Below are 26,729 nucleotides of genomic sequence, written 5' to 3' on the forward strand. Positions count from 1 at the left end.
TGTATCGTAATTGTTAAAACCGCTCTTGTGTGCACTTGTCTATACAAGTATATCTTACTGTATATTCTGTCCCCTATGAGGAGCACACAATGTCGTCAGGTAAGTTTCGCCAGCAAGAGATCCGCGCCCCACGTGGCACCCGGCTGACTGCCAAAAGCTGGCTCACCGAAGCCCCGCTGCGCATGTTAATGAATAACCTCGATCCCGACGTGGCGGAGAACCCTCACGAGCTGGTGGTCTATGGCGGGATTGGCCGCGCCGCGCGCAACTGGGCGTGCTATGACGCCATTGTCGCCGCGCTTACTGAACTGGAAAGCGACGAAACCCTGTTGGTACAGTCCGGCAAACCGGTCGGCGTGTTCAAAACCCACGAAAACGCCCCGCGCGTGCTGATCGCCAACTCCAACCTGGTGCCGCACTGGGCCACCTGGGAACACTTTAACGAGCTGGATGCGAAAGGGCTGGCGATGTATGGCCAGATGACCGCCGGCAGCTGGATCTACATTGGCAGCCAGGGCATCGTCCAGGGGACCTACGAGACCTTTGTCGAAGCAGGCCGCCAACACTATAACGGCTCCCTGAAAGGCCGCTGGGTGCTCACCGCAGGCCTGGGCGGTATGGGCGGCGCACAGCCGCTGGCGGCAACGCTGGCGGGGGCCTGTTCCCTGAATATTGAGTGCCAGCAGAGCCGCATCGATTTCCGTCTGCGGACCCGCTACGTTGATGAGCAGGCCGAAACGCTTGACGACGCCCTGGCGCGCATCCAGAAATATACCGCCGAGGGACGGGCCGTCTCCATTGCCCTGTGCGGTAACGCCGCCGAGATCCTACCGGAACTGGTGGCGCGCGGCGTGCGCCCGGACCTGGTCACCGACCAGACCAGCGCCCACGATCCGCTGCACGGCTACCTGCCAAAAGGCTGGAGCTGGGAAGCGTACCAGCAGAAAGCGCAGCAGGATCCGGAAGGCACCGTGCTGGCGGCGAAGCGTTCCATGGCTGACCACGTTAACGCGATGCTGGCCTTCAGCCAGCAGGGTGTACCGACTTTCGATTACGGCAACAACATCCGTCAGATGGCGAAAGAGATGGGCGTGACCAACGCCTTCGACTTCCCGGGCTTTGTCCCGGCCTATATCCGTCCGCTGTTCTGCCGCGGGATTGGCCCATTCCGCTGGGTGGCCCTCTCCGGCGACCCGGAGGATATCTACAAAACCGACGCCAAAGTGAAAGAGATCATTCCCGATGATGAGCACCTCCATCACTGGCTGGACATGGCCCGCGAGCGCATCAACTTCCAGGGACTGCCGGCGCGGATCTGCTGGGTTGGGCTGGAGTGGCGCCAGAAGCTGGGCCTGGCCTTCAACGAAATGGTGCGCAGCGGTGAAGTCTCCGCGCCCATCGTCATTGGTCGCGACCATCTCGACTCCGGCTCGGTTGCCAGCCCGAACCGCGAAACTGAAGCGATGCAGGACGGCTCCGACGCGGTCTCCGACTGGCCGCTGCTGAACGCGCTGCTCAACACTGCCAGCGGCGCCACCTGGGTCTCGCTGCACCACGGCGGCGGGGTGGGCATGGGCTTCTCCCAGCATGCCGGGATGGTGATCGTCTGCGACGGCACCGATGAAGCCGCGGCCCGTATTGCCCGCGTCCTGCACAACGATCCGGCGACAGGCGTTATGCGCCATGCCGATGCCGGGTATGACATTGCCATCGACTGCGCGAAAGAGCAGGGACTCAACCTGCCGATGATCGCGGCCACACAAGGAAAGCACTAATGAACGCCTTAACCCTGACGCCCGGCTCCCTGACCCTGGCCCAGCTGCGCCAGATCTGGCAGCAGCCGCACCAGTTGACGCTCGATGAGGCGGCCCATAAGGCGATTAACGACAGCGTCGCCTGCGTGGAAGCCATTGTTGCAGAAGGGCGCACCGCCTACGGCATTAACACCGGGTTTGGCCTGCTGGCGCAGACGCGCATCGCCACCCACGATCTGGAAAACCTGCAACGTTCGCTGGTGTTGTCCCACGCGGCGGGCGTGGGCGAGCCGCTGGATGATGACATGGTGCGCCTGATGATGGTGCTGAAGATCAACAGCCTGGCGCGCGGTTTCTCCGGCATCCGCCTGAGCGTGATTGAGGCGCTGATTGCCATGGTCAATGCGGGCGTCTACCCGTGGATCCCGGCCAAAGGCTCGGTGGGTGCCTCCGGCGACCTGGCGCCGCTGGCGCACATGTCTCTGACCCTGCTCGGCGAAGGCAAAGCCCGCTACCGTGGCGAATGGCTCCCGGCCGCCACCGCCCTGCAAAAAGCGGGGCTGGCCCCGGTGACGCTGGCGGCGAAAGAGGGGCTGGCCCTGCTGAACGGCACCCAGGCCTCCACCGCCTTTGCCCTGCGCGGTCTGTTTGAAGCTGAAGATCTCTTTGCCTCGGCGGTGGTCTGCGGGGCGCTGACCACCGAAGCGGTGCTCGGCTCCCGGCGTCCGTTTGATGCCCGCATCCACGAGGTGCGCGGCCAGCGCGGGCAGATCGACGCCGCGGCGCTGTTCCGCCACGTTCTGACCGACACCAGCGCCATTGCCGACTCGCATCATAACTGCGACAAGGTGCAGGATCCCTACTCCCTGCGCTGTCAGCCGCAGGTGATGGGCGCCTGCCTGACCCAGCTGCGCCAGGCGGCAGAGGTCCTGCTGGTAGAATCCAATGCCGTCTCCGATAACCCGCTGGTCTTCGCAGCGGAAAGTGAGGTGGTCTCCGGCGGCAACTTCCATGCCGAACCGGTGGCGATGGCGGCGGATAATCTGGCCCTGGCGATTGCCGAGATCGGCGCGCTCTCTGAACGCCGTATCGCGCTGATGATGGATAAACATATGTCCCAGCTGCCGCCGTTCCTGGTGCGCAATGGCGGGGTGAACTCCGGCTTTATGATTGCCCAGGTCACCGCCGCGGCGCTGGCGAGCGAGAACAAGGCGCTGTCGCACCCGCACAGCGTGGACAGTCTGCCCACCTCCGCCAACCAGGAAGACCATGTCTCAATGGCCCCGGCAGCAGGCCGTCGCTTATGGGAGATGACGGGTAATACCCGTGGCGTGCTGGCGGTCGAGTGGCTGGCGGCAGCGCAAGGCTGCGATTTGCGTGATGGCCTCACCTCCAGCCCGCTGCTGGAGCAGGCGCGTCATATCCTGCGGGAGCAGGTGGCGCACTATGATGATGATCGCTTCTTCGCCCCGGACATTGATGCAGCGATGGATCTGCTGAAGAAAGGGAGTCTGGCGGCGATGTTACCGGCCTTCCTGTAATACACGCCCGGTGGCGCTACGCTTACCGGGCCTACAAATGCCAACGTAGGCCGGGTAAGGCGAAGCCGCCACCCGGCAAATGCCCGGCGGCGCTGCGCTTGCACGGGCCTACGGTTTTGTGCGGTTTCCGGGACTGCTTTTTTATGAATACATCGCCGTGATGGAGGCACTTCCCAGGGTGTGGAAATGGACGTTAAAGCCCACCATTGCACCGCTCGCCTCCTCATCTACCTCAATCCTTTCCACATCCAGCGCATGCACCGTGAAGATATAGCGATGGGTTTCGCCCTTAGGGGGTGCCGCGCCGCCGTATCCCGCTTTGCCAAAATCGGTGCGGGTCTCTACGGCACCCTCCGGCAGCGCCACCAGCGACGAGCCTGACCCCTGCGGCAGCACGCGGATATCGGCCGGGATATTGGCGACAACCCAGTGCCACCAGCCGGAGCCGGTAGGGGCGTCCGGGTCATAACAGGTCACGACAAAGCTTTTGGTGCCCGGCGGCACCTCGTCCCACGCCAGATGCGGAGAGATGTTATCTCCCTCATAGCCCATACCGTTAAACACGTGGCGCAGCGGGAGTTTATCGCCGTCGCGCAGATCCTTACTGATGAGTTTCATACTGTTCCTCCGTAATAAGCTCAGCCAGAAGTGTAACGCATAAACTAGATCGTAAAGTGCGCAGGTTCCTGAACGGCATCCACCACCGCGGCGGTCAGCTTGCTGAGCTGGTCACGGCTGATCGGATACGGCGGCATCAGATAGATTAGCTTGCCGAACGGCCGCACCCAGACGCCGCGCGCCACAAAGAAGCGTTGCAGCGCCGCCATGTTCACCGGGTGAGTCGTTTCGACGACGCCAATGGCCCCCAGCACCCGCACGTCGGCGACACATTCTGCCTCCCGCGCCGTCGCCAGTTCATCCTTCAGCTGGGCTTCGATGGCGGCCACCTGGGTCTGCCACTCGCCGCTCTCCAGCAATGCCAGACTTTCACTGGCGACGGCGCAGGCCAGCGGGTTACCCATAAAGGTCGGACCGTGCATAAAGCAGCCCGCCTCGCCGTTGCTGATGGTCTCGGCCACCAGGCGGGTGGTGAGGGTGGCGGAGAGGGTCATGGTGCCGCCGGTCAGGGCTTTGCCGAGGCAGAGAATGTCCGGCGTAATCCCCGCGTGCTCGCAGGCAAACAGTTTACCGGTGCGCCCGAAGCCGGTGGCAATCTCGTCGGCAATCAGCAGGATACCTTCCCGGTCGCACATCCTGCGGATGCGCTTCAGCCATTCGGGATGGTAGATGCGCATGCCGCCGGCACCCTGCACGATGGGCTCAAGGATCACCGCGGCAATCTCGTGGCGATGGGCGGCCATCAGGCGGGCAAAGCCGACCATATCCTTCTCATCCCACTCGCCGTCAAAGCGGCTCTGCGGCGCCGGGGCAAAGAGGTTCTCCGGCAGGTAGCCCTTCCACAGGCTGTGCATCGAGTTGTCGGGATCGCAGGCCGACATCGCCCCGAAGGTGTCGCCATGATAGCCGTTACGGAAGGTGAGGAACCGCTGGCGGGATTCGCCTTTGGCGTGCCAGTACTGCAACGCCATTTTCATCGCCACCTCCACCGCCACCGAGCCGGAGTCGGCCAGGAACACGCACTCCAGCGCGTCGGGGGTCATTGCCACCAGCCGACGGCAGAGATCTACCGCGGGAGGATGGGTGATCCCGCCGAACATCACGTGCGACATGCGGTCAATCTGCGCTTTCATCGCGCTGTTCAGCCGGGGGTGATTGTAGCCGTGAATGGCCGCCCACCATGAGGACATCCCGTCTACCAGCTGTTCGCCGTTGGCCAGCGTCAGCTCGCAGCCGTGGGCTTCCGTCACCGGATAAACCGGCAGGGGCTGGGTCATGGAGGTGTAAGGATGCCAGATATGTTGCCGATCGAAGGCGAGATCGTCCGTTGTCATAATCGACTTGTAAACCATTTTGAAAACATTTAGGTTTACAAGCATAAACCGAAACCACGCTGAACTAAACCCCTTTGGAGATGCCCCATGGCTCACCAGACTCGCTGGACAATGTCGCAAGTCACTGCATTATTTGAAAAACCCCTTCTTGAACTGCTGTTTGAAGCGCAGCAGATCCACCGTCAGCATTTCGATCCGCAGCAGATTCAGGTCAGTACGCTGCTGTCGATCAAGACCGGCGCCTGCCCGGAAGACTGTAAATACTGCCCGCAAAGTGCGCGCTACAAAACCGGCCTCGAATCCGAGCGGCTGATGGAGGTGGAGCAGGTGCTGGAGTCGGCGCGTCAGGCGAAAAACGCCGGGTCGACCCGCTTCTGCATGGGCGCGGCGTGGAAAAACCCGCACGAGCGCGACATGCCTTACCTCGAACAGATGGTACAGGGCGTTAAGGCGATGGGGCTGGAGGCCTGCATGACCCTCGGCACGCTGGATGACAGCCAGGCGCAGCGCCTGGCCTCGGCGGGGCTCGATTATTACAACCACAACCTCGACACCTCCCCGGAGTTCTACGGCAATATCATCACCACCCGTACCTACCAGGAGCGGCTGGACACGCTGGATAAAGTGCGTGAGGCGGGCATTAAGGTCTGCTCGGGCGGCATCGTGGGGCTGGGCGAAACGGTCACCGATCGCGCCGGTCTGCTGTTGCAGTTGGCGAACCTGCCGACCCCGCCGGAAAGCGTGCCGATCAACATGCTGGTGAAGGTGAAGGGCACTCCGCTGGCCGATAACGACGACGTTGACGCCTTTGATTTCATCCGCACCATTGCGGTGGCGCGGGTGATGATGCCAACCTCTTATGTGCGCCTCTCGGCGGGCCGCGAGCAGATGAACGAGCAGACCCAGGCGATGTGCTTTATGGCCGGGGCCAACTCTATCTTCTACGGCTGCAAACTGCTCACCACCCCGAACCCGGAAGAGGACAAAGATGTCCAGCTGTTCCGCAAGCTGGGGCTTAATCCGCAGCAGACCGCGGTTCTCACCGGCGATAACGAACAGCAGCACCAGCTGGAACAGCAGCTCTTCAACGCCGATACCGACCAGTTCTATAACGCGGCGACGCTATGACCTGGCAGCAACGTATTGATGCCGCCCTCGACGCCCGTCGGGCGGCAGAGGCGCTGCGCGTGCGCACCCCGGTGGAGAACGGCGCAGGCCGTTTTCTCACCTGCGACCAGCGGCGCTACTCTAATTTCTCCAGCAACGACTATCTCGGCCTGAGCCAGCATCCGGCCCTTATCCGCGCCTGGCAACAGGGGGCGGAGCAGTATGGCGTGGGCAGTGGCGGCTCCGGCCACGTCAGCGGCTATACCCGCGCGCATCAGGCGCTGGAGGAGCAGCTCGCCGACTGGCTCGGCTACCCCCGGGCGCTGCTGTTTATCTCCGGCTTTGCTGCCAATCAGGCGCTGATTGCTGCCCTGACCGGCAAGGACGATCGCATTGTGGCCGACCGCTTAAGCCACGCCTCCCTGCTGGAAGCGGCCAGTCACAGCCCGGCCCAGCTCCGGCGCTTCGCCCATAACGATGCCGCTCAGCTCGCTTCGCTGCTGGATATACCCTGCGAGGGCCAGCAGCTGGTGGTGACCGAGGGGATCTTCAGCATGGATGGCGACAGCGCCCCGCTGGTCGATATCCATGCTGTGGCCCGGCGTCAGGGCAGCTGGCTGCTGGTGGACGATGCTCACGGGATTGGCGTTACCGGGCCAGAAGGGCGCGGCAGTGCGGCACATCTGGGCGTCAAACCCGAGCTGCTGGTGGTCACCTTTGGCAAAGGCGTTGGCATCAGCGGCGCAGCGGTACTGTGCAGCGACCCGGTGGCTGATTATCTGTTGCAGTTTGCCCGACATCTCATCTACAGCACCAGCATGCCCCCTGCCCAGGCGGTGGCATTACTGGCAGCCTTTAATCTTATTCGCAGCGACGAAGGGGAGGCGCGGCGGCAGCGGCTCTCGACGCTTATCAGCCAGTTCCGCGCAGGCGTGAGCGGCCTTCCGCTTGAGATCACCGCCTCGCAAAGCGCCATTCAGCCGCTGATTGTGGGCGAAAACGCGCGCGCCCTGCATCTGGCGCAGACCCTCAGAGAGAAGGGGATCTGGGTGACGGCCATTCGTCCGCCTACCGTACCGGCGGGCACGGCGCGCTTACGCCTGACCCTGACGGCGGCCCATGAAGCGGCAGACATCACCGCGTTACTGGAGGCGCTGCATGTCGCAAGTGAATAAACAGGCCATTGCCGCCGCCTTTGGCCGGGCGGCGCAGAGCTATTCCCGCCACGACGCGCTCCAGCGGCAAAGTGCTGACGGCCTGCGGGCGCTGCTCGCAGAAAACGCCTTCCCCAGCGTGCTGGACGCCGGCTGTGGCCCGGGCAGCAACAGCCTCGCCTGGCGCAGAAGTGGCAGCGTGGTGACGGCGATGGATCTCAGCGCCCCGATGCTGGAGGAAGCGCGCCGCAACCGGGCGGCCGACCACTATCTGCAGGCGGATATCGAAGCCATTCCGCTGGCGGATGCGCAGTTCAGTCTGGTCTGGAGCCATCTGGCGGTGCAGTGGTGCGCCAGCCTGCCGCAGGCGCTGACGGAGCTCTGTCGCGTGGCGAAGCCCGGAGGCAGGGTGGCCTTTACCACGCTGCTGAACGGCTCCCTGCCGGAGCTGAAGCAGGCCTGGCAGGCGGTAGACACGCAGCCGCACACCAACCGCTTTCTGAGCCGGGAAGAGGTAAACGATGCCCTCGATGGCTGGCGGCACCGCTGTGCGGTCCAGACCATCACGCTGCACTTTGACGATGCGCTCAGCGCCATGCACTCCCTGAAGGGGATCGGCGCCACCCATCTGCATGCCGGGCGGGCCGCCAGGCCCTTAACCCGGGGACAGCTGCAGGATCTGGCGCAGGCTTGGCCGCAGCGTAATGGCAAATACCCGCTCTCTTATCAACTTTTTCATGGGATTATCGAACGTGACTGAACGCTATTTTGTCACCGGCACCGACACCGAGGTCGGAAAAACCGTCGCCAGCACCGCCCTGCTACAGGCGGCACGGGCGCTGGGCCGCAACACCGCCGGGTATAAGCCCGTGGCCTCGGGCAGCGAAATGACCGCGGAAGGGCTGCGTAACAGCGATGCGCTGGCGCTACAGCGCAACAGCAGCGTGGCGCTCAGCTATCAGGCGGTGAACCCTTACACCTTCGCGGAGCCCACCTCGCCGCATATCGTCAGCGCGGAAGAGCAACGACCCATCGAGTTCAGTGCGCTTTCAGCCGGGCTACGCGCGCTGGAAAGCCAGGCCGACTGGGTGCTGGTGGAAGGGGCGGGCGGCTGGTTTACGCCGCTCTCCCCGGAGCAGACCTTCGCCGACTGGGCAATCGCCGAGCGCCTGCCGGTGATCCTGGTGGTGGGGGTGAAGCTGGGCTGCATCAACCACGCCATGCTGACCGCCCAGGCGATCCGCCAGGCGGGGCTGCATGTTGCAGGCTGGATAGCCAATGGGGTGGTAGCCCCCGGCAAACGTCATGGCGAATACATGGCAACGCTGAAACGCGTACTGCCTGCACCGCTGCTGGGCGAAATCCCCTGGCTTGGCGAGCAGGCCGACACGGCGGATATCGGGCGTTATCTCTCTCTCAGCGCACTGGCGCCGTCGGCCCCATCCAGTGGGCAATAAGCGGGTCATCCAGCTCGCTGACGCGGCCCTGGGCCACGTTTCGCCCGCGGTAAAGCAGGCAGAAGCGCTCCGCCACCCGGCGGATCAGCGACAGGTGCTGCTCGGCGAGCAGCACCGTTAGCCCCAGTTCGCGGTTAAACCTGAGCAGCAACTGCGCCAGCCTGATGCTAAACAGCGGGCTGGCGCCACGGCTGGGCTCGTCGAGGATCAGCAGGCGAGGGCGGGTGACCAGCGCGTTCGCCAGTGCCAGCTGGTACTGCTGGTCGTCGTTCAGTCCTGACGCCCGCTGCTGACGTAGCGGGTAAAGCTCCGGAAAGAACTCAAAAATTTCGCTACTCACCGACCCGCCCACGCTCCCTTTTGCCATCCGCGCGATATGCAGGTTCTCTTCTACCGTCAGCTGGGAAAAAATCCGCCTCTCCTGTGGGACAAAGCCAATTTCTGCGCCCGGAAGCCACTCACAAGGGGAGGCTCCGGCGTCATGCCAGACCATCGTACCGCTGGCAATAGGCAGCAGGCCGGCGATGCAGTTTACGAGGGTGGTTTTTCCCATTCCGGGCAGTCCGACCACCCCGGTACAGACGCCGGGCGGCAGATCAAGGTCGACGTTCCACAGGGTGTGGCGATCCCCGTAATACTGATTAACGGCACGCAGGCTCAACATGGTGTTTCTCCTTAACAGGCATCGATGACCTCGGGTACAGTGCAAGACTCTTGCCATCGACCTGAAAAGGAGGATTAAACCCCGTTTTTTCGGAATCCCCTCAGTAAACAGCGCAGGTAGCCAGGAAGCGTGCACTGCCCCGGTGCCCCAAAGGGTGAGCCTGGTGCAGCGACTATTTGAACAAAATGTGAGCAGTGTCTCGTCAATTCGTTATCCAATTTTTGGCAACAGATCGCCAAAATTGGGCAATAAAAAATTTTTACCGTCGCGCTGTGGGTAAAAACCGGGAATTAGCCGAGTCACGCTCCGTATGGGCTGGAGGCAGTTATCCACTATTCCTGTGGATAACCATGTGCATTAGAGTTAGAAAACGCGAGGTAAGCGAGAGAATACGCGGCCTGCGCCTGAATTGCTGCGAAACGCGTCTTTTTGAAAAGATTAAATTAAATCAATGCGTTAAATAAAATCAATCGTTGTCATTAAACGGTCACGATAATGCGCTTAAGTCCGGCGTCTCGCCTTGACAAATGTTAAAAAATAAAAAGTTCTGGGGATAACCGTGCGTTGATGGAATTTTATCCCGTCGCAGCCGAAATTTTGTGCAGCTTCGTTTGATTCTTACCCAGGGTGGCACAAAACGACGCGGTTGCCACTGGATTTATGTCCAGTATAATTTACTGGCAAAAATAGCCATCAGGAGTAAAATTACTCACCTGCCGTATTAACCATCATCAGGTCGCCGTTCATGAGTAAACCGTTCAAACTGAATTCCGCTTTCCGTCCTTCCGGCGATCAGCCTGAAGCGATTCGCCGTCTGAAAGAGGGGCTGGAGGATGGACTCGCGCACCAGACGCTGCTGGGGGTGACCGGGTCGGGTAAGACCTTCACCGTCGCCAACGTGATCGCCGATCTCCAGCGCCCTACAATGGTGCTTGCCCCGAACAAAACCCTGGCGGCGCAGCTCTACGGCGAGATGAAAGAGTTCTTCCCGGAGAATGCGGTGGAGTACTTCGTGTCGTACTACGACTACTATCAGCCGGAAGCCTACGTTCCCAGCTCGGACACCTTTATCGAGAAAGATGCCTCGGTGAACGAGCATATCGAGCAGATGCGTCTCTCCGCAACCAAGGCGCTGCTTGAGCGCCGTGACGTGGTGGTGGTGGCCTCGGTGTCGGCTATCTACGGCCTCGGTGACCCGGATCTCTACCTGAAGATGATGCTGCACCTGACCGTGGGGATGATTATCGATCAGCGCGCCATTTTGCGTCGCCTGGCCGAGCTGCAGTACACCCGTAACGATCAGGCGTTCCAGCGCGGCACGTTCCGCGTGCGCGGCGAAGTGATCGACATCTTCCCGGCGGAGTCGGACGACTTCGCGCTGCGCGTCGAGCTTTTCGATGAAGAGGTGGAGCGGCTGTCGCTGTTCGACCCGCTGACCGGCCATGTGGAATCGACCATTCAGCGCTTCACGGTCTACCCGAAAACCCACTACGTCACCCCGCGCGAGCGCATCGTGCAGGCGATGGAGGACATCAAGGTTGAACTGGCGGATCGTCGCAGGGTGCTGTTAGAAAATAACAAGTTGCTGGAAGAGCAGCGTATCAGCCAGCGTACCCAGTTCGATCTCGAGATGATGAACGAGCTGGGCTACTGCTCCGGTATCGAAAACTACTCGCGCTATCTCTCTGGCCGTGGGCCGGGCGAAGCGCCGCCAACCCTGTTTGACTACCTGCCGGCGGATGGCCTGCTGGTGGTGGATGAATCCCACGTCACCATTCCGCAGATTGGCGGGATGTATCGTGGCGACCGGGCGCGTAAAGAGACCCTGGTGGAGTACGGCTTCCGTCTGCCGTCGGCGCTGGATAACCGTCCGATGAAGTTTGAAGAGTTCGAGGCGCTGGCGCCGCAAACCATCTACGTGTCGGCTACGCCAGGTAACTACGAGCTGGAGAAGTCGGGCGACGAAGTGGTGGATCAGGTGGTGCGTCCGACCGGCCTGCTGGACCCGATTATCGAAGTACGCCCGGTGGCCACCCAGGTAGATGACCTGCTCTCGGAGATCCGCGCCCGGTCGGCTATTAACGAGCGTGTGCTGGTGACGACCCTGACCAAGCGGATGGCGGAAGACCTGACCGAATACCTCGAAGAGCACGGTGAGAAGGTGCGCTATCTGCACTCGGATATCGACACCGTGGAGCGCATGGAGATTATCCGCGATCTGCGTCTTGGCGAGTTCGATGTGCTGGTGGGGATCAACCTGCTGCGTGAGGGGCTGGATATGCCAGAAGTGTCGCTGGTGGCGATTCTGGACGCCGACAAAGAGGGCTTCCTGCGTTCCGAGCGCTCGCTGATCCAGACCATTGGCCGTGCGGCACGAAACGTTAACGGCAAAGCGATTCTCTACGGGGATAAGATCACCCCGTCGATGGCGAAAGCGATCGGCGAAACCGAACGCCGTCGCGAGAAGCAGCAACGCTATAACGAAGAGCACGGGATCGTTCCGCAGGGGCTCAACAAGAAGGTGGTGGATATCCTGCAGCTCGGACAGAATATCGCGAAAACCAAAACCAAGGGTCGCGGCAAGTCGCGCTCACCGGTTGAGGCCGATACCGTGGCACTGACGCCGAAAGCGCTGCAGCAGAAAATCCACGAGCTGGAAGGGCAGATGATGCAGCACGCACAGAACCTGGAGTTCGAAGAGGCGGCGCAGATCCGCGACCAGCTGCATCAGCTGCGGGATTTATTCATAGCCGCGTCGTAGTTTGTACCCGGTGGCGCTTATCGGCTCAACAACGGCACGCTGCCTGTAGGCCCGGTAAGCGAAGCGCCACCGGGCATTACAGGCCGCACAAGCTAACCCAACGCCTGAATCGCCCTCTCCAGCGCCACGCGGAGCAGATGCCGGTCGTGACGGTACTTGATGTCGCTTGCTTCGAGCGGCTCCTGCACCACCACCCGGCCCTCCATACCTGAGATATCCTCTTTCGGCCCGACCACTACCGCATCGACGATCTTTTTACCGACATACTGCTCCATCAGCGCCAGCTTTGCGGCCAGCGAAAGCCCGGCGGCGGCCGGACTGAGTTCGCGACCCAGATTGCCGATATAGACCACCGGGGCGGGCGTGCGCCGCAGCGCCTGGGCCAGCTCTTTAATCAGCAGGAGCGGCATCAGGCTGGTGTAAAAACTGCCGGGGCCGATGAGGATCAGATCCGCTTCACCAATCGCTTCTACCGCTTCGCGGGTCGCCGGGACAGTGGGGTAGAGCATCAGCTCTTTCGGGGGCAGGGCAAGCTGATCGATATTCACTTCGCCATACACTTCATGGTCGTTGCAGTCGATTGCCATCAAATCAACCGGAAGCTCGGACATGGGGATGAGAAAGGCGTCCACTTTAAGCAGGTTGCGGATTAAATTGATCGCCTCCAGAGGCCGCACGCTGAGGTGATCCAGCGCCTTTAACATCAGATTTCCAAGGTTATGCCCGGAAAGCTCGCCATTACCGGCAAAACGATACTCAAACATGGCCGAAGCCACGCTCGGTTCCGTGATAAGCTGATTTAAACAGTTGCGCATGTCGCCCCAGGCGATACCGCCTTCGGAGCGGCGGATGCGCCCGGTTGAGCCGCCATTATCGGTGGTCGTGACGATCCCTGTCAGGCGGGAGCCGAGCGATGACAGGGAGGACATGACCCGGCCCAGTCCATGGCCTCCGCCGAGAGCGACCACCCGGTCAAGATCCGCAAAAGTGCGATTGCGCATAAAAATTCCTTATTGAGACCAACATGTAAACAGTAACGCAACTACTCCTAAATGACGATGCTGCGACCCGCGCAAAATGACGTATATCAATGCAAAAATGTGATAATGACGTATTCTGAACCGAAATTGCACGATTAGCTCGCTATATACATTTTTATATAGCGTAAGTCGACGATAGCGAAACTCGCTTTAACACGCTACTATCGACATAACCACGTTTTCATCATTGAAAACATACACTCTAGCCTTTGCGCCTGTGTCGACAGATATGGCGCTCTGGCCGTGGCGCTTTTGCCACCAGGGTACAGGAAGAAATGACTGTGCCTCCCGTATCAGGAAAGGTGTACATGGCTTCACAACTTACCGATGCATTCGCGCGTAAGTTTTTTTACCTGCGTTTGTCGATTACCGATGTGTGCAACTTCCGTTGCACCTACTGCCTGCCGGATGGCTATAAGCCTGGCAGCGTCACCAATAACGGCTTTCTCTCCGTGGATGAAGTGCGCCGCGTCACGCGCGCGTTTGCCGCCATGGGAACGGAGAAGGTCCGTCTTACCGGCGGCGAACCCTCGCTGCGCCGGGACTTCACCGATATTATCGCGGCGGTGCGCGAAAACGACGCCATCCGCCAGATTGCGGTCACCACCAATGGCTATCGTCTGGCGCGCGATGTCGCGCAATGGCGCGACGCGGGGCTGACAGCCATCAACGTCAGCGTCGACAGTCTGGATGCCCGCCAGTTTCATGCCATCACCGGACAGGATAAATTCCACCAGGTGATGGAAGGTATCGACGCGGCCTTTGCGGCCGGCTTCGACAAGGTGAAGGTCAACACCGTGCTGATGCGCGATGTGAACCATCATCAGCTGGATACCTTCCTGGCGTGGATCAAGCCCCGCCGCATTCAGCTGCGCTTCATTGAGCTGATGGAAACCGGCGAGGGCAGCGACCTCTTCTCCCGTCATCACATCTCCGGCATGGTATTGCGCGATGAACTGCTCAAACGCGGCTGGATCCACCAGCTTCGCCAGCGCAGCGACGGCCCGGCGCAGGTCTTTTGCCACCCCGACTACGAAGGGGAGATTGGCCTTATCATGCCGTATGAAAAAGACTTCTGTGCCAGCTGTAACCGCCTGCGCGTCTCGTCGGTGGGCAAGCTGCACCTCTGCCTGTTTGGCGATGGCGGCGTCGACCTGCGCGATCTGCTGGCCGATGATGCGCAGCAGGCGGCGCTGCAAGCACGCATTTCTGAGGCGCTGATGCACAAAAAACAGACCCACTTCCTGCATCAGGGCAACACCGGGATCACCCAGAACCTGTCATACATTGGCGGGTAATCGCTACAAGGAACCAGAAGATGAGTCAGGTAAGCGCTGAATTTATCCCGACGCGTATTGCTATTCTTACCGTTTCTGAACGCCGCGGCGAAGAGGATGACACCTCCGGCCACTGGCTGCGCGATGCGGCCCACGAGGCCGGGCATCAGATCGTCGACAAGGCCATCGTCAAAGAGAACCGCTACGCCATTCGCGCGGAAGTGTCGCGCTGGATCGCCAGCGATAACGTCCAGGTGGTGCTGATCACCGGCGGCACCGGTTTTACCGCAGGCGATCAGACCCCGGAAGCGCTGCTGCCGCTTTTCGATCGCGAGATCGAAGGCTTCGGCGAGGTGTTCCGCATGCTCTCGTTTGAAGAGATTGGCACCTCGACCCTACAGTCGCGCGCTGTTGCAGGGATCGCCAACAACACGGTGATTTTTGCCATGCCAGGTTCCACCAAAGCGTGCCGCACCGCGTGGGAAAACATTATCGCCCCGCAGCTGGATGCCCGCACGCGTCCGTGTAATTTCCATCCTCACCTGAAGAAATAAGCTATGTCGCAACTGACCCACATTAACGCCGCGGGCGAAGCCCATATGGTGGATGTCTCCGCCAAGGCCGAAACCGTGCGTGAAGCCCGCGCGGAAGCGTTCGTCACCATGCTCCCGGAGACGCTGGCGATGATTATCGACGGTAGCCACCACAAAGGGGACGTCTTCGCTACGGCGCGGATCGCCGGCATTCAGGCCGCCAAACGCACCTGGGAGCTTATCCCGCTGTGCCATCCGCTGATGCTCAGCAAAGTGGAGGTCAACCTGCGGGCCGAACCGGAGCAGAACCGCGTGCGCATCGAATCATTGTGCCGCCTGACCGGGAAAACCGGCGTGGAGATGGAAGCCTTAACTGCCGCCTCCGTGGCGGCATTAACCATCTATGACATGTGCAAAGCGGTACAGAAAGACATGGTTATCGGCCCGGTTCGCCTGCTGGCGAAAAGCGGGGGGAAATCGGGTGATTTCAGGGCACAAGAGCATGATTAAAGTACTGTTTTTTGCGCAGGTGCGCGAGCTGGTGAATACCGACAGCCTGACGCTGGATATAGAGGTAGAAAACGTCGAAGCGCTGCGGTCGCATCTGGCGGCGCAAAGCGACCGCTGGGCGCTGGCGCTGGACGCGAGCAAACTGCTGGCGGCGGTAAACCAGACGCTGGTGGAGTTCACGCATCCGGTCAAACCGGGCGATGAGGTGGCCTTCTTCCCACCGGTGACCGGGGGCTGAGATGAGTGACACCAAAATCCTGGTCGAACCGGCGCGTTTTAACGTCGGCACGGAGTATAACTGGCTTGCTGAGCGTGACGAAGATGGCGCGGTGGTCACCTTCACCGGCAAGGTGCGTAACCATAATCTCGGCGACAGCGTAAAAGCGCTGACCCTTGAGCACTATCCCGGCATGACGGAAAAAGCGCTGGCGGAGATCGTTGAACAGGCGCGTCAGCGCTGGCCGCTCGGCCGCGTGACCGTCATCCACCGCATCGGCGAGATGTGGCCGGGGGAGGAGATCGTCTTCGTTGGCGTCACCAGCGCCCATCGCGGCAGCGCCTTTGCGGCGGGTGAGTTTATTATGGATTACCTGAAAACCCGCGCCCCGTTCTGGAAGCGCGAAGCGACCCCGGAGGGCGATCGCTGGGTCGAGTCCCGCGACAGCGACAAGGAAGCCGCCAACCGCTGGTAGCCGGATTGCCGGGATGTGTTAGGCTTTAACAGTGTGTCCACTTAAAAAGGAGTATGTTATGGACAGATTTCCCCGTTCCGATTCCATCGTGCAGCAGAGCCGTACCGGGCTGCAAACCTATATGGCCCAGGTCTATGGCTGGATGACCTGCGGCTTGCTGCTCACCGCGTTTGTCGCGTGGTTTTCCGCCAATACCCCTGCGGTGATGATGTTTGTCTTCTCCAGCAAAATCACCTTCTTTGGCCTGATCATCGCCCAGCTGGCGCTGGTGTTTGTCCTCTCCGGGCTGGTGCATAAGCTCAGCGCCGGGATGGCCACCACGCTGTTTATGCTCTATTCGGCGCTGACCGGCCTGACGCTCTCCAGTATTTTCCTCGTCTACACCTACTCCTCCATCGCCAGCACCTTTGTGGTGGCCGGCGGGATGTTTGGCGCGATGAGTCTCTACGGCTACACCACTAAACGCGACCTGAGCGGCTTTGGCAACATGCTGTTTATGGCGCTGATTGGTATCGTGCTGGCGTCGCTAGTGAACTTCTGGCTGAAGAGTGAAGCGCTGATGTGGGCGGTGACCTATATCGGGGTGATTGTCTTTGTCGGGCTGACGGCGTATGACACCCAGAAGCTGAAAAACATTGGCGAGCAGATTGACGTGCGCGACAGCTCTAATCTGCGTAAATACTCCATTCTGGGGGCGCTGACGCTCTATCTGGACTTCATCAACCTTTTCCTGATGCTGCTGCGCATCTTCGGCAACCGTCGTTAAGTAATATGCCCGGCGGCGCTGTGCTTGCCGGGCCTACGGTCTTCCTGGCCGGGTAAGCGCAGCGCCACCCGGCCAGTCCCGCCACTACTTCGCCATCTGTTGTTCGTTTTTGGCCCGCAACTTCTTCGCCCGGCTCTCCAGCACCAGATAACAGACCGTCGCCAGCCCCAGAGGCAGGAAATAGTAGAGCATACGATAGGCCAGCAGGGCGGCGATGATGGTACCGTGAGAGACATGTTCCCCCGCTAACAGGGCGATAAACACCGCTTCCAGCACCCCAATCCCGGCCGGGATATGGACAATCACCCCGGCGATACTGCTCACCAGCAGCACGCCCAGCACAAAGAAGTAGTTGATATCTTCACCCATCAGCAGCCAGATAATGGCCCCCATCGCCATCCAGTTGGCGGCGGAAATGCCCATCTGCGCCAGCGCAAAGCGCCAGGAGGGGAGCACAAGCTTTTGCTTTTTGATGGTTACATGGCGCCGCTTAGCGAACGCGCAGGCCCACAGATAGAACCCAATCACCAGCAGCAGCACGATGCCAATAATGCGCAGCGTCGACTGATCGATATACCAGTGAGCGGGCAACTGCACCACGCCCGCGGTGAAGATTACCCCGCCCAGCAGAACGTAACCCAGCCAGTTGGTGGTAATACTCAGGGAGAAGATGCGGGTGATGGTGCTGCTGGGCAGTCCCAGGCGGGAGTAAAGCCGGTAGCGCATGCCGATGCCGCCCACCCAGGTGCTCAGGGTCAGGTTAAAGGCGTAGCAGATAAACGACACCAGCATGACCTGGCGCTTGGCCAGCTTATGCCCGCAGTAGACTCGTCCCAGCAGGTCGTAACAGCCATACAGCAGGAAGCTCAGTATCACCAGCGCCACGGCGCCCATCAGCGACACACGGTCGTAGTCGCGGATGACCTTCCACACCTCGCCCCAGTCGACTTTTTTGGCGTAAATGACCAGCAGCACTGCAACGGCTATAAAAAATACCCAGGTGAGGATCTTTTTTGCCAGACGCCAGCGCGAATGTTTTTTGCTCATCAGGGTTTTACCCCCGTGTTGCTCGCCTCAACGCGATCCTGAGTCTCCATCTCGGGTTGTACCGGCGGGGGGACCTGCGCCAGTTTAGGCGTATGCGCAGGCAACCAGCCGACCAGCGCCGGGAAATGGCGCAGGAAGTGGAACACCACCACGCTTTTGCCCAGATTCCACCAGGTGCGTTTCGGCACCATCGACTCATCCACCCGGACGCAATCCTCGGCGATGATGGCGGTGAGATTGTCACGCAGGGTCTGGTTAAACTCGCGATCGTGAATAATCAGGTTGGCCTCCAGATTCAGCGACAGGCTAAGGGGATCGAGGTTGCTGGAGCCGACAGTTACCCAGTGATCGTCCATCAGCGCGACCTTGCCGTGCAGCGGGCGACGGCGGTATTCGTAAATCTCGACGCCGCCTTTTACCAGATAGTTGTAGAGCAGGCGGGCGCCCACGGTCACAATGGGCATATCCGGCTCGCCCTGCACAATCAGCTTAACCCGCACGCCGCGCCGGGCTGCGTTACGCATGGCGTGCAGCAGGCGATACCCCGGGAAGAAGTAGGCGTTGGCGATAATCACCTCCCGACGGGCGTTGGTCAGCATCTTCAGATAGTGCCGCTCAATATCGTCCCGGTGCTCTTCATTATCGCGCCAGACAAACAGCGCCTGCGCTTCGCCCGGTTTGGTATTCTCTTCGGCGCGATGACGCCGCTTCCACCAGCGACGCACTGCGGCTTTGCCGGGGAGGTTTTCCACGACAAACTGCAAAATATCCTGTACCACCGGGCCTTCGACCTGAACGGCATAATCCTGTTTGGCTTCAGGACCGTAGTCCGACATATGTTCCGCGGAATAGTTAATCCCGCCCACAAAGGCCACCTGATCGTCCACCACCACAATTTTACGGTGCATGCGGCGGAAGACGTTGGTACGCATACCCAGCAGAGGCGGGCGTGGATCGTAGTAGCGGAATACCACCCCTGCTGAGGTGAGTTCCCCCACGAATTCATCGCTGAGGTCGGGGGAGCCGTAGCCGTCCAGCAGCACTTCGATATGCACCCCGCGCTGGGCCGCCCGCAGGATCACCGAATGCAGTTTTCGCCCCACGTTGTCTTCAAACCAGATAAAGGTTTCAAGCAGTACCCGGCTTTGCGCTTTCTCGATGGCGGCAAATACCGCCGGGTAATATTGATCGCCATTTTCCAGCAGCTTTATCCGGTTGCCGCTTTGCCATGAACATTTCATAGATGAATCTCCGCACTTAACGGCGCATGGTCGGAAAGGTGACGCCAGTTGCTCAGGGCCAGCGCGGTGGGGCTGCTGGCGTGAGCGTTTTTGACATAGATCCTGTCCAGACGCAGCAGCGGGAATCTCACCGGGAAGGTACGGGCGGGCCTGCCGTGGGCGAGGGTGAAGATCTCTTCTAACCCGGCCCCCGTTTTCAGCGGATGGTTGGCGCGCTGGCGCCAGTCGTTAAAATCTCCGGCGACCACCACCGGTTCGCCTTCCGGCAGGCCGTTGACCCACTCGGTCATCATCTGCAGCTGGGCCTGGCGGTGCGCTTCGCGCAGGCCAAGGTGGACCGAGGCCACATGCAGCGATCTGCTCAGCTCCGGGATCGCGACACGGCAGTAAAGCAGCCCACGTTTTTCACTCTCGCCCACCGAGACATCGTGATTTTCATAGTGTTCGATAGGGTAGCGGGAGAGAATGGCATTGCCGTGATGCCCCTCGGGATAGACGGCATTACGCCCGTAAGCGTAGTCGCTCCACATGGTGTCGGCGAGAAATTCGTAGTGGCTGGTATCGGGCCAGTTTTCCACATGCAAAGGATGAACTTCATGCGCGCCCATCACCTCCTGCAGGCAGACGATATCCGCGCTGACGGTTCGTACAGCGTCACGCAGTTCGGGCAGAATGAAACGGCGGTTAAAAGCCGCGAATCCTTTATGAATATTGATTGTTAACACTTTAAGCGAAAAATGCCGGGTTTGTTGGGCCATACACTCCTTCCCGCGTCACTATCCTGATGAAAATAAAGTGTAGTCGTCGTCACAAAAAGGTGCTGTGTTACGGAATTTTCCGTAAAGTGCGATAGTCTGAACAGGCAGAGTAAAATCCTTCAGGAGAGTGCCATGAAGTGGCAACAACGCATACGCGTCGCAACCGGCCTGAGTTGCTGGCAGATTATGTTGCATTTATTGGTGGTGGCCGTGCTGGTGATGGCCTGGATGAGCGGTACCCTGGTGCGGGTCGGCTTAGGATTATGCGTGCTGTACGGCGTGACTGTCCTGTTGATGCTCTTTTTACAGCGTCATCATGAAGCGCGCTGGCGCGAAGTGGCGGATGTGCTCGAAGAGCTCACCACCACCTGGTATTTTGGCGCGGCACTGATTGTGCTGTGGCTGTTGTCCCGCGTGCTGCAAAACAACTTTTTGCTGGCTGTCGCAGGGCTGGCTATCCTTGCTGGGCCCGCGATCGTTTCCCTGTTAACCAAAGACAAAAAGCTACGCGATATTCCGCCTGAACATCGCGTACGCCACTGAACCCGTCACGGCCGCTATCACCAGTAGCGGCCACAAACTCCCCCAGACAATATCCAGACTCGCATCCTTGAGATAGATCTGCTTGGTGATATCGGTGAAGTGCCGTATCGGATTCACCCAGGTTAAGTTCTGCAGCCAGACCGGCATGTTCTCCACCGGCGAGACGTAGCCCGAGAGCAAAATGGCGGGCATCATAAAGACGAACACCCCGATAAACGCCTGCTGCTGGGTCGAGCAGAGCGCCGAGATCAGCAGACCAAACCCCACCAGCGACAGCCCGTAAATCACCATTGTGAAGTAAAAGAGCAGAAGCGATCCGGCAAACGGGATGTGATAGGCCCAGATGCCAATCGCCAGCACAATGCTGGCCTGGAAAGTGGCGACAATCAGCGCCGGGACCGCCTTACCGACAAAGATTTGCCAGGTCGCCAGCGGGGAGACCACCAGCTGATCGAAGGTGCCCTGTTCGCGCTCCCGGGCCACCGACAGGGAGGTGACGATCATCACCCCAATGGTGGTGATCATGGCGATCAACGACGGCACCACAAACCATTTGTAGTCGAGGTTCGGGTTATACCAGTTGCGCACCACCAGCTCGCTGTTGTTCGGTTTCGGTTTGCCCGCCATCAGCTCCTGCTGGTAATCCTTTACCACCTGTTGCAGGTAGTTGGCGGCGATTTGCGCGCTGTTGGAGTTACGCCCGTCGAGAATGAGCTGCATAGGGGCAGTTTGCAGGGTGTCGAGGTTACGGGAAAAATCGGCCGGGAAGCGCACCAGCAGCAGCGCCTTTTGCGTATCGATGGTGGGCTGGATCTCCTGTGGGCTCTTCAGGATCAGCACATGGGTAAAGGCTTTGGCGCGGGCGAAACGCTGGGTCAGCTCCACCGAATGTTTGCCGTTATCTTCGTTATAGACAGCGATCGTGGCGTTGGTCACCTCCAGGGTGGCCGCCCAGGGGAAGAGCAGCACCTGGATCAGCACCGGCAGAATCAATATCGCCCGGGTCTGCGGCTCGCGCAGCAGGGATTGCAGCTCTTTGCGAATCAATGTCCATAAACGGTAAAACATAGTGTCGTCCTCTCGTCGGGTGGCGCTATCGCTTACCCGACCTACAAAATCAACGGGCCTTGTAGGCCCGGTAAGGTAGCGCCACCGGGCACAATCGATGCACGACGGCTAATCCAGGCGCCGTTTGGTTTTCATCCATGTCAGGCCGATAAACATTACCGCCGAGGCAATCAAAAACAGCAGGTTCACCATCAGCACCACCGGAATATTGCCCGCCAGGAACAGGCTTTGCAGGGTGCTGACGAAATAACGCGCCGGGATGATATAGGTCACCGCGCGGATCACCTCCGGCATACTGTCGATCTGGAAAATAAACCCGGACAGCATTATCGACGGCAAAAACGCGGCATTCAGCGCCACCTGGGCGGCATTAAACTGGTTGCGGGTGATGGTGGAGATAAGCAGCCCCATCCCCAGCGTGCTGAGCAGGAAAAGGCTGGTGATGGCGAACAGCACCAGCAGCGAGCCGCGATAGGGCACGCCGAGAATAAATACGGATACCAGCATGCAGAGCAGCATCGCCAGCATTCCGAGGAAATAGTAGGGGATCAGCTTGCACAGCAGCAGTTCCGTGCGCGTCACTTCGGTGGAGAGCAGCGCCTCCATGGTGCCGCGCTCCCACTCGCGGGCAATCACCAGCGAGGTCAGAATGGCGCCGATCACCGTCATGATAATGGTTACCGCACCGGGAATAATAAAGTGCTGGCTGATGGCCGCCGGGTTAAACCAGTAGCGGGTCTGGACGTCAATCAGCGGCTCAAACGTCTCGCCGCGATCGTCCGCCCGCTGCATCTGCCACAGCTGCCAGATCCCCTCTGAGTAGCCCTGCACGAAGTTGGCGGTATTGGGCTCGCTGCCGTCGGTGATCACCTGGATCGGAGCGGTATCGTTCGGGCGCGCCATGCGGGCGGCAAAATCCCCCGGGATCACAATCATCCCGCGAATGCGTCCGGCCTGCATCATCTGGGTGAGCTTATGGCGATCGTCACTGATGGTGGCGTCGATGTAGGGCGAGCCGGTGAGGGTATGGGTGAAGTCCAGCGCCTCTTCGCTGTGCTGCTCCAGCAGGATCCCCACCCGCAGCTTGCTGGAGTCGAGGTTTATGCCGTAGCCGAAGATAAAGAGCAGCAGCAGGGGGATCACCACCGCAATCAGCCAGCTGCTCGGGTCACGCACAATCTGCCGCGTCTCTTTGATGCACAGGGCGCGGACCCGACGCCAGGAGAGGGCTTTGTCAGACATGGCCATGCTCCTTATCCCAGTCGTTAATGAGCGTGATAAACGCCTGTTCCATGGTGGGATCGGGCTGCTGCGCATCCGCCACCTGGGCTTTCAGATCGTCGGGTGTGCCGTGGGCAATCAGCTTGCCGCGATAGACCAGCCCAATCCGGTCGCAATACTCCGCCTCGTCCATAAAGTGGGTGGTCACCATCACCGTAACCCCCTTTTCCACCATGCTGTTGATATGCAGCCAGAACTCCCGGCGGGTGAGGGGATCGACCCCGGAGGTGGGTTCATCAAGAAACAGAATGTCCGGCTCGTGCATCAGCGAGCAGGCCAGCGCCAGCCGCTGCTTGAACCCGAGCGGCAGCGCGTCGGTGGCCTGGCCGGCGACCTGGCGCAGGCCAAACGCCTCGCTCATGCGGGCGATTTTTTCATTCTGCACCCGCCCGCGCAGGCCGTAGACGCCAGAGAAAAAGCGCAGGTTTTGCTCAACCGTCAGGTTGCCGTAGAGCGAGAACTTTTGCGCCATATAGCCCAGATGCTGGCGCGCTTTGCCGGAGCTGACCTTCAGATCCATATCCAGCACCAGCGCTTTGCCGGCGGTGGGCACCAGCAGGCCACACATCATTTTAAAGGTGGTGGATTTACCCGCGCCGTTAGGGCCCAGCAGGCCGAAGATTTCGCCGCGTTTTACCGTAAAGTTCACATTGTCGGTAGCGGCAAAATCACCAAATTTTTTGGTCAGGGATTTGGCCTCGATCACCGTCTCGCCGGGGGTGCCCTCCACGGTATGCAGGATCGCCCCCAGCGGCGATTCGGCGGTGCCTGCGCCGCCGAGCAGATCGATAAAGGCATCTTCAAACCGCGGCGCAGTCTCATCAATCGCCAGATCCGGCAGATCCGCGTTTCGGCGCAGATCGTCGGCGCGGGCCTCTTTTTTGAGGATCACCCGCACCGATTTCCCCTGGATCATGCCGTCGCTCACCTGGGGCAGCTTCAGCACCCGTTGCAGCAGGCGGCGGTTGTTCTCGTGGGGAGAGTGCAGCAGCACGCTGCGCCCGGTCATGCTCCGGGTCAGGGCTGTGGGATCGCCCTGATAGAGCAGCTCCCCTTCGTTCATTAGCAGCACGTCGCGGCACTGCTCCGCTTCGTCGAGATAGGAGGTGCTCCAGAGGATTAACATCCCGTCGCCTGCCAGCTCATGCACCATCTGCCACAGCTCGCGACGGGAGATGGGATCCACGCCGACGCCGGGTTCGTCCAGCAGCAGCACCTTCGGTTGCCCCACCAGCGTACAGGCCAGCCCCAGCTTCTGCTTCATGCCGCCGGAGAGCTTGCCCGCCAGCCGGTCGGTGAAGGGGCCGAGCGACGTAAACTCAAGCAGGCGCTGAAAGGTTTTCTCCCGGGTTTCGCCGGTGACGCTGCGCAGGTCGGCATACAGGGTCAGGTTCTCCATCACCGTCAGATCTTCATACAGTCCGAACTTCTGCGGCATATAGCCCAGCATCGCATGCAGGGCGCGATCGTCGCGAACCGGGTCCAGCCCCAGCACGCTGGCGCTGCCTTCGTCGGGCTTCAGCAGGCCGGCAAGCATCCGCATCAGGGTCGTTTTGCCCGCGCCGTCCGGGCCGACCAGCCCGGTGACGTAGCCTTTATGCACCGTGCAGTCGAGCGGCGCGACGGCGGGTTTGTCCATCCCGGCAAAGCGTTTGACCAGGCCGGTAAGCTGGATCACCGCATCACTCATGGGCTTGCCCATTGTCGAAGCTGACGGTCACCGGCATTCCCTGGCGCAGGGCATCGTCGGCATCGTTCACGATAATGCGCAGGCGATAGACCAGATCGGTACGCAGGTCCGGGGTTTCGACGGTTTTCGGCGTAAATTCCGCGGTCGGGGAGACAAAGCCGATTTTCCCGTGGTACGGCTTGTCGGGGCGACTGTCGGTATAGAGCAGCACTTCGCGCCCCGGTTTCGCCTCGCCGAGACTGGCTTCATTGACGTAAGCCCGCACCCATACCGGACGCGTCAGGGAGAGGGTCAGTACCGTACTGCCCGCGTTCAGCATACTGCCGGGCTCCATGGCGCGTGTCAGCAGGGTACCGTTGGCCGGGGCCACCAGGGTAGTGTCGTGCAGATCCAGCTGCGCTTGCGCCAGCTGAGCCTGGGCCTGTTCGAGGCTGGCTTTTGCCTGGGCGATATCCTGCTCGCGGTTGCCGGAGCGGTACTGGCGCAACTTATCCTGGGAGGATTTCAGCGTCGCCAGAGCCTGATCCCGCGAGGAGCGGGCGTTCTCCAGATCGTTGGCCGACACGGTGCGGCTTTTCCACAATCCCTGCTGACGGACAAAGAAGTTCTGCGCGTAGTCATAGGCGGCCTGCGCCTGTTTAACGGCGGCGGCGGCCTGGGCGACCTCTTCGTCACGGTAGCCCGCCTGCATTAAGTCGTATTGCGCCTGTGCCACGGCAACCCCCGCCTGGGCCTGCAACAGCGCATTCTGGTAGGGCGCCTTGTCCAGCGTGCCCAGCGTCTGACCAGCGGTAATGGCATCACCTTCATCCACGCTCAGGGAGGCGAGCCGTCCGCCGACGCGAAAGCTCATGTTCACGGTGCGGATATCGACGTTACCGTACAGGGTCAGCGTTTTATCCTGCTGGCTCTGATACCACAGCCAGCCGCCGATACCGGCTGCCAGCACAACCACCACAGCCACAATAATGGCGACAGGTTTTTTCATGACTCCAGGCTCCTTTGCGTTAAGCCCTGCAGGATCAAATCGACATGACAGGTGATGACCTGACTGATTTGCAGCGCTTTATCCTCATCAAATTCGGTCCAGCCGGTGCGTAACAGAATGGTTTCACGCCCCAGGCGAAAGGCGAGCACTTCCCCCAGCAGGGCATGGGTATGCAAAATGGTCTGCGTATCAAGAGGGTCACGCCCGGTATAGGCCGCCACCAGCCGGGTCAGGTGGGAGTGCATCGGGGCGATAACCTGATCGTGGACCAGCTGGTAAGCGGCAGAGGGCGAGAGTTGCTCGCGTGAAATAAACTTACTCAGGTTCAGCGTATCGTCATGGGTCAGCAGCTGAATCATGTTGTTGCAGGCGGTTAGGATCAGGCCACGAATGGCCGCGCGATCCGGCGACGGCTCGGCAAGCAGCGTGGTGGCTTCCTCCACGTGGGGGCGAAACTGGGTGCCAATGAAGTCGGCGATCCACTGGGCGCAGGCGAGGTAGAGATCCTCTTTCGAGCCAAAATAGTAGGTGATGGCGGCGATATTCTGCCCCGCCTGCGCGGCGATATCGCGGGTGGTGGCATGCAGCCCATATTCGCCAAACTGCGCCAGCGCGGCGGCGATTAACTGGCTTTTAGCCTGCTCACCTTTGGTGGTGGTCGGGATCGGATTCATAGCGGCACACAAAATTAATCAATCGATTGATTAAGAGTATGACTGTTTTTTGAGCTTGTCCACTTTTGTCGGCACGTTTTGCGCCGGGCGGCACGGCGTTGCCCGGCACAGGTAATAACGCGGAGTTATGAGTTTGCAGGATAATTTATGCGCCAAGTCACAAAAGCTGCTACACTCCGCTGCTTCGCGACACCGTGGTTTTTGTCCTTTCATTTGTTATATCTCCCTGAA

26 protein-coding genes and 1 riboswitch are annotated in these 26,729 nt (G+C 60.2%); of the genes, 14 read left to right on the plus strand and 12 right to left on the minus strand.

What is annotated here, in order from left to right:
• Window positions 1-89 precede the first annotated feature (89 nt).
• Together hutU and hutH are read left to right on the plus strand one after the other, a co-directional pair.
• On the plus strand, window positions 90-1,775 hold the full coding sequence (gene hutU / locus GNG29_RS06830) for a urocanate hydratase (protein ID WP_156654123.1): 1,686 nt from the start codon (window positions 90-92) through the stop codon (window positions 1,773-1,775).
• On the plus strand, window positions 1,775-3,295 hold the full coding sequence (gene hutH / locus GNG29_RS06835) for a histidine ammonia-lyase (protein ID WP_156654124.1): 1,521 nt from the start codon (window positions 1,775-1,777) through the stop codon (window positions 3,293-3,295). The genes hutU and hutH overlap by 1 nt, the downstream gene beginning before the upstream one ends.
• A gap of 141 nt (window positions 3,296-3,436) precedes the next feature.
• Here hutH and GNG29_RS06840 read toward each other — a convergent pair whose 3' ends face one another.
• Window positions 3,437-3,913 (minus strand): kinase inhibitor, encoded by a 477-nt coding sequence (locus GNG29_RS06840; RefSeq protein ID WP_103178756.1) that lies wholly within the window; start codon window positions 3,911-3,913, stop codon window positions 3,437-3,439.
• Between the two features lie 44 nt (window positions 3,914-3,957).
• A complete protein-coding gene (gene bioA, locus GNG29_RS06845; protein ID WP_156654125.1) occupies window positions 3,958-5,265 on the minus strand; it encodes an adenosylmethionine--8-amino-7-oxononanoate transaminase in 1,308 nt (435 codons plus the stop codon).
• Window positions 5,266-5,334: 69 nt separating this feature from the next.
• Between bioA and bioB the strand changes: the two genes are divergently transcribed.
• From bioB to bioD, 4 genes are read left to right on the plus strand one after another with little or no spacing between them, the layout of a single operon-like run.
• The gene (bioB, locus tag GNG29_RS06850; protein ID WP_103823529.1) at window positions 5,335-6,375 is read left to right on the plus strand and encodes a biotin synthase BioB; all 1,041 of its coding nucleotides are present in this window, start codon (window positions 5,335-5,337) and stop codon (window positions 6,373-6,375) included.
• Entirely contained in the window at window positions 6,372-7,529 is a 1,158-nt protein-coding gene (bioF, locus tag GNG29_RS06855) for an 8-amino-7-oxononanoate synthase (RefSeq protein WP_156654126.1), read from the plus strand. Before bioB ends, bioF begins: the two co-directional genes overlap by 4 nt.
• Window positions 7,513-8,268: a malonyl-ACP O-methyltransferase BioC gene (bioC, locus tag GNG29_RS06860; RefSeq protein WP_156654127.1), complete on the plus strand. Its 756-nt coding sequence runs from the start codon at window positions 7,513-7,515 to the stop codon at window positions 8,266-8,268. Before bioF ends, bioC begins: the two co-directional genes overlap by 17 nt.
• Window positions 8,261-8,965, plus strand: a complete 705-nt coding sequence (gene bioD, locus GNG29_RS06865; RefSeq protein ID WP_168192008.1) for a dethiobiotin synthase — start codon at window positions 8,261-8,263, stop codon at window positions 8,963-8,965. The genes bioC and bioD overlap by 8 nt, the downstream gene beginning before the upstream one ends.
• Here bioD and GNG29_RS06870 read toward each other — a convergent pair.
• A complete protein-coding gene (locus GNG29_RS06870) occupies window positions 8,925-9,629 on the minus strand; it encodes an ABC transporter ATP-binding protein (RefSeq protein WP_103178761.1) in 705 nt (234 codons plus the stop codon). The genes bioD and GNG29_RS06870 overlap by 41 nt on opposite strands.
• Window positions 9,630-10,374: 745 nt before the next feature.
• On the opposite strand from GNG29_RS06870, the gene uvrB reads away from it, so the two are divergent.
• Window positions 10,375-12,390 (plus strand): excinuclease ABC subunit UvrB, encoded by a 2,016-nt coding sequence (gene uvrB, locus GNG29_RS06875; protein WP_103178762.1) that lies wholly within the window; start codon window positions 10,375-10,377, stop codon window positions 12,388-12,390.
• A 92-nt stretch (window positions 12,391-12,482) separates the two neighbouring features.
• Here the strand turns inward: uvrB and yvcK are convergent, their stop codons facing one another.
• Window positions 12,483-13,391, minus strand: a complete 909-nt coding sequence (gene yvcK, locus GNG29_RS06880; RefSeq protein ID WP_103178763.1) for a uridine diphosphate-N-acetylglucosamine-binding protein YvcK — start codon at window positions 13,389-13,391, stop codon at window positions 12,483-12,485.
• Window positions 13,392-13,616: 225 nt separating this feature from the next.
• A riboswitch (molybdenum cofactor riboswitch) is annotated at window positions 13,617-13,751 on the plus strand.
• On the opposite strand from yvcK, the gene moaA reads away from it, so the two are divergent.
• The 6 genes from moaA (at window position 13,739) to GNG29_RS06910 (ending at window position 17,208) form a co-directional block, all read left to right on the plus strand.
• A complete protein-coding gene (moaA, locus tag GNG29_RS06885; RefSeq protein WP_103178764.1) occupies window positions 13,739-14,728 on the plus strand; it encodes a GTP 3',8-cyclase MoaA in 990 nt (329 codons plus the stop codon). It overlaps the preceding riboswitch by 13 nt.
• 20 nt (window positions 14,729-14,748) lie before the next feature.
• The gene (gene moaB, locus GNG29_RS06890; protein ID WP_156654128.1) at window positions 14,749-15,261 is read left to right on the plus strand and encodes a molybdenum cofactor biosynthesis protein B; all 513 of its coding nucleotides are present in this window, start codon (window positions 14,749-14,751) and stop codon (window positions 15,259-15,261) included.
• 3 nt (window positions 15,262-15,264) lie between these two features.
• Entirely contained in the window at window positions 15,265-15,750 is a 486-nt protein-coding gene (gene moaC / locus GNG29_RS06895; protein WP_156654129.1) for a cyclic pyranopterin monophosphate synthase MoaC, read from the plus strand.
• On the plus strand, window positions 15,743-15,988 hold the full coding sequence (gene moaD, locus GNG29_RS06900) for a molybdopterin synthase sulfur carrier subunit (protein ID WP_156654130.1): 246 nt from the start codon (window positions 15,743-15,745) through the stop codon (window positions 15,986-15,988). The genes moaC and moaD overlap by 8 nt, the downstream gene beginning before the upstream one ends.
• 1 nt (window position 15,989) lies before the next feature.
• Window positions 15,990-16,442 carry a molybdopterin synthase catalytic subunit MoaE gene (moaE, locus tag GNG29_RS06905; protein WP_103178768.1) on the plus strand — a complete coding sequence of 151 codons (453 nt, stop codon included), beginning with the start codon at window positions 15,990-15,992 and terminating at the stop codon, window positions 16,440-16,442.
• Window positions 16,443-16,500: 58 nt separating this feature from the next.
• Window positions 16,501-17,208, plus strand: a complete 708-nt coding sequence (locus tag GNG29_RS06910; protein ID WP_103178769.1) for a Bax inhibitor-1/YccA family protein — start codon at window positions 16,501-16,503, stop codon at window positions 17,206-17,208.
• A gap of 84 nt (window positions 17,209-17,292) precedes the next feature.
• On the opposite strand, the gene GNG29_RS06915 is transcribed toward GNG29_RS06910, so the two are convergent.
• Genes GNG29_RS06915 through GNG29_RS06925 form a run of 3 tightly spaced genes read right to left on the minus strand, consistent with a single transcriptional unit; the run spans window position 17,293 to window position 20,254 of the window.
• The gene (locus GNG29_RS06915) at window positions 17,293-18,255 is read right to left on the minus strand and encodes a YbhN family protein (RefSeq protein WP_103178770.1); all 963 of its coding nucleotides are present in this window, start codon (window positions 18,253-18,255) and stop codon (window positions 17,293-17,295) included.
• The gene (gene clsB, locus GNG29_RS06920; RefSeq protein WP_103178771.1) at window positions 18,255-19,496 is read right to left on the minus strand and encodes a cardiolipin synthase ClsB; all 1,242 of its coding nucleotides are present in this window, start codon (window positions 19,494-19,496) and stop codon (window positions 18,255-18,257) included. The genes GNG29_RS06915 and clsB overlap by 1 nt, the downstream gene beginning before the upstream one ends.
• Window positions 19,493-20,254 (minus strand): endonuclease/exonuclease/phosphatase family protein, encoded by a 762-nt coding sequence (locus tag GNG29_RS06925; protein WP_103178772.1) that lies wholly within the window; start codon window positions 20,252-20,254, stop codon window positions 19,493-19,495. The genes clsB and GNG29_RS06925 overlap by 4 nt, the downstream gene beginning before the upstream one ends.
• A 132-nt stretch (window positions 20,255-20,386) precedes the next feature.
• On the opposite strand from GNG29_RS06925, the gene GNG29_RS06930 reads away from it, so the two are divergent.
• Window positions 20,387-20,797, plus strand: a complete 411-nt coding sequence (locus tag GNG29_RS06930; protein ID WP_114315572.1) for a YbhQ family protein — start codon at window positions 20,387-20,389, stop codon at window positions 20,795-20,797.
• On the opposite strand, the gene GNG29_RS06935 is transcribed toward GNG29_RS06930, so the two are convergent.
• The 5 genes from GNG29_RS06935 to cecR all read right to left on the minus strand — a co-directional run bounded on the left by GNG29_RS06935 (window position 20,759) and on the right by cecR (window position 26,498).
• Window positions 20,759-21,865: an ABC transporter permease gene (locus tag GNG29_RS06935; protein ID WP_103178774.1), complete on the minus strand. Its 1,107-nt coding sequence runs from the start codon at window positions 21,863-21,865 to the stop codon at window positions 20,759-20,761. The two genes, GNG29_RS06930 and GNG29_RS06935, sit on opposite strands and share 39 nt — an antisense overlap.
• A 108-nt stretch (window positions 21,866-21,973) precedes the next feature.
• Window positions 21,974-23,107 carry an ABC transporter permease gene (locus GNG29_RS06940; protein ID WP_156654131.1) on the minus strand — a complete coding sequence of 378 codons (1,134 nt, stop codon included), beginning with the start codon at window positions 23,105-23,107 and terminating at the stop codon, window positions 21,974-21,976.
• Window positions 23,100-24,836, minus strand: coding sequence for an ATP-binding cassette domain-containing protein (locus GNG29_RS06945; RefSeq protein WP_103181051.1), 1,737 nt, complete (start codon window positions 24,834-24,836; stop codon window positions 23,100-23,102). Before GNG29_RS06945 ends, GNG29_RS06940 begins: the two co-directional genes overlap by 8 nt.
• Window positions 24,829-25,824 (minus strand): secretion protein HlyD, encoded by a 996-nt coding sequence (hlyD, locus tag GNG29_RS06950; RefSeq protein ID WP_156654132.1) that lies wholly within the window; start codon window positions 25,822-25,824, stop codon window positions 24,829-24,831. Before hlyD ends, GNG29_RS06945 begins: the two co-directional genes overlap by 8 nt.
• Window positions 25,821-26,498, minus strand: a complete 678-nt coding sequence (gene cecR, locus GNG29_RS06955) for a transcriptional regulator CecR (RefSeq protein ID WP_103178777.1) — start codon at window positions 26,496-26,498, stop codon at window positions 25,821-25,823. The genes hlyD and cecR overlap by 4 nt, the downstream gene beginning before the upstream one ends.
• Between the last annotated feature and the right edge of the window lie 231 nt (window positions 26,499-26,729).

The sequence above is a fragment of the Leclercia sp. Colony189 genome (assembly GCF_009740165.1).
Lineage (GTDB): Bacteria > Pseudomonadota > Gammaproteobacteria > Enterobacterales > Enterobacteriaceae > Enterobacter.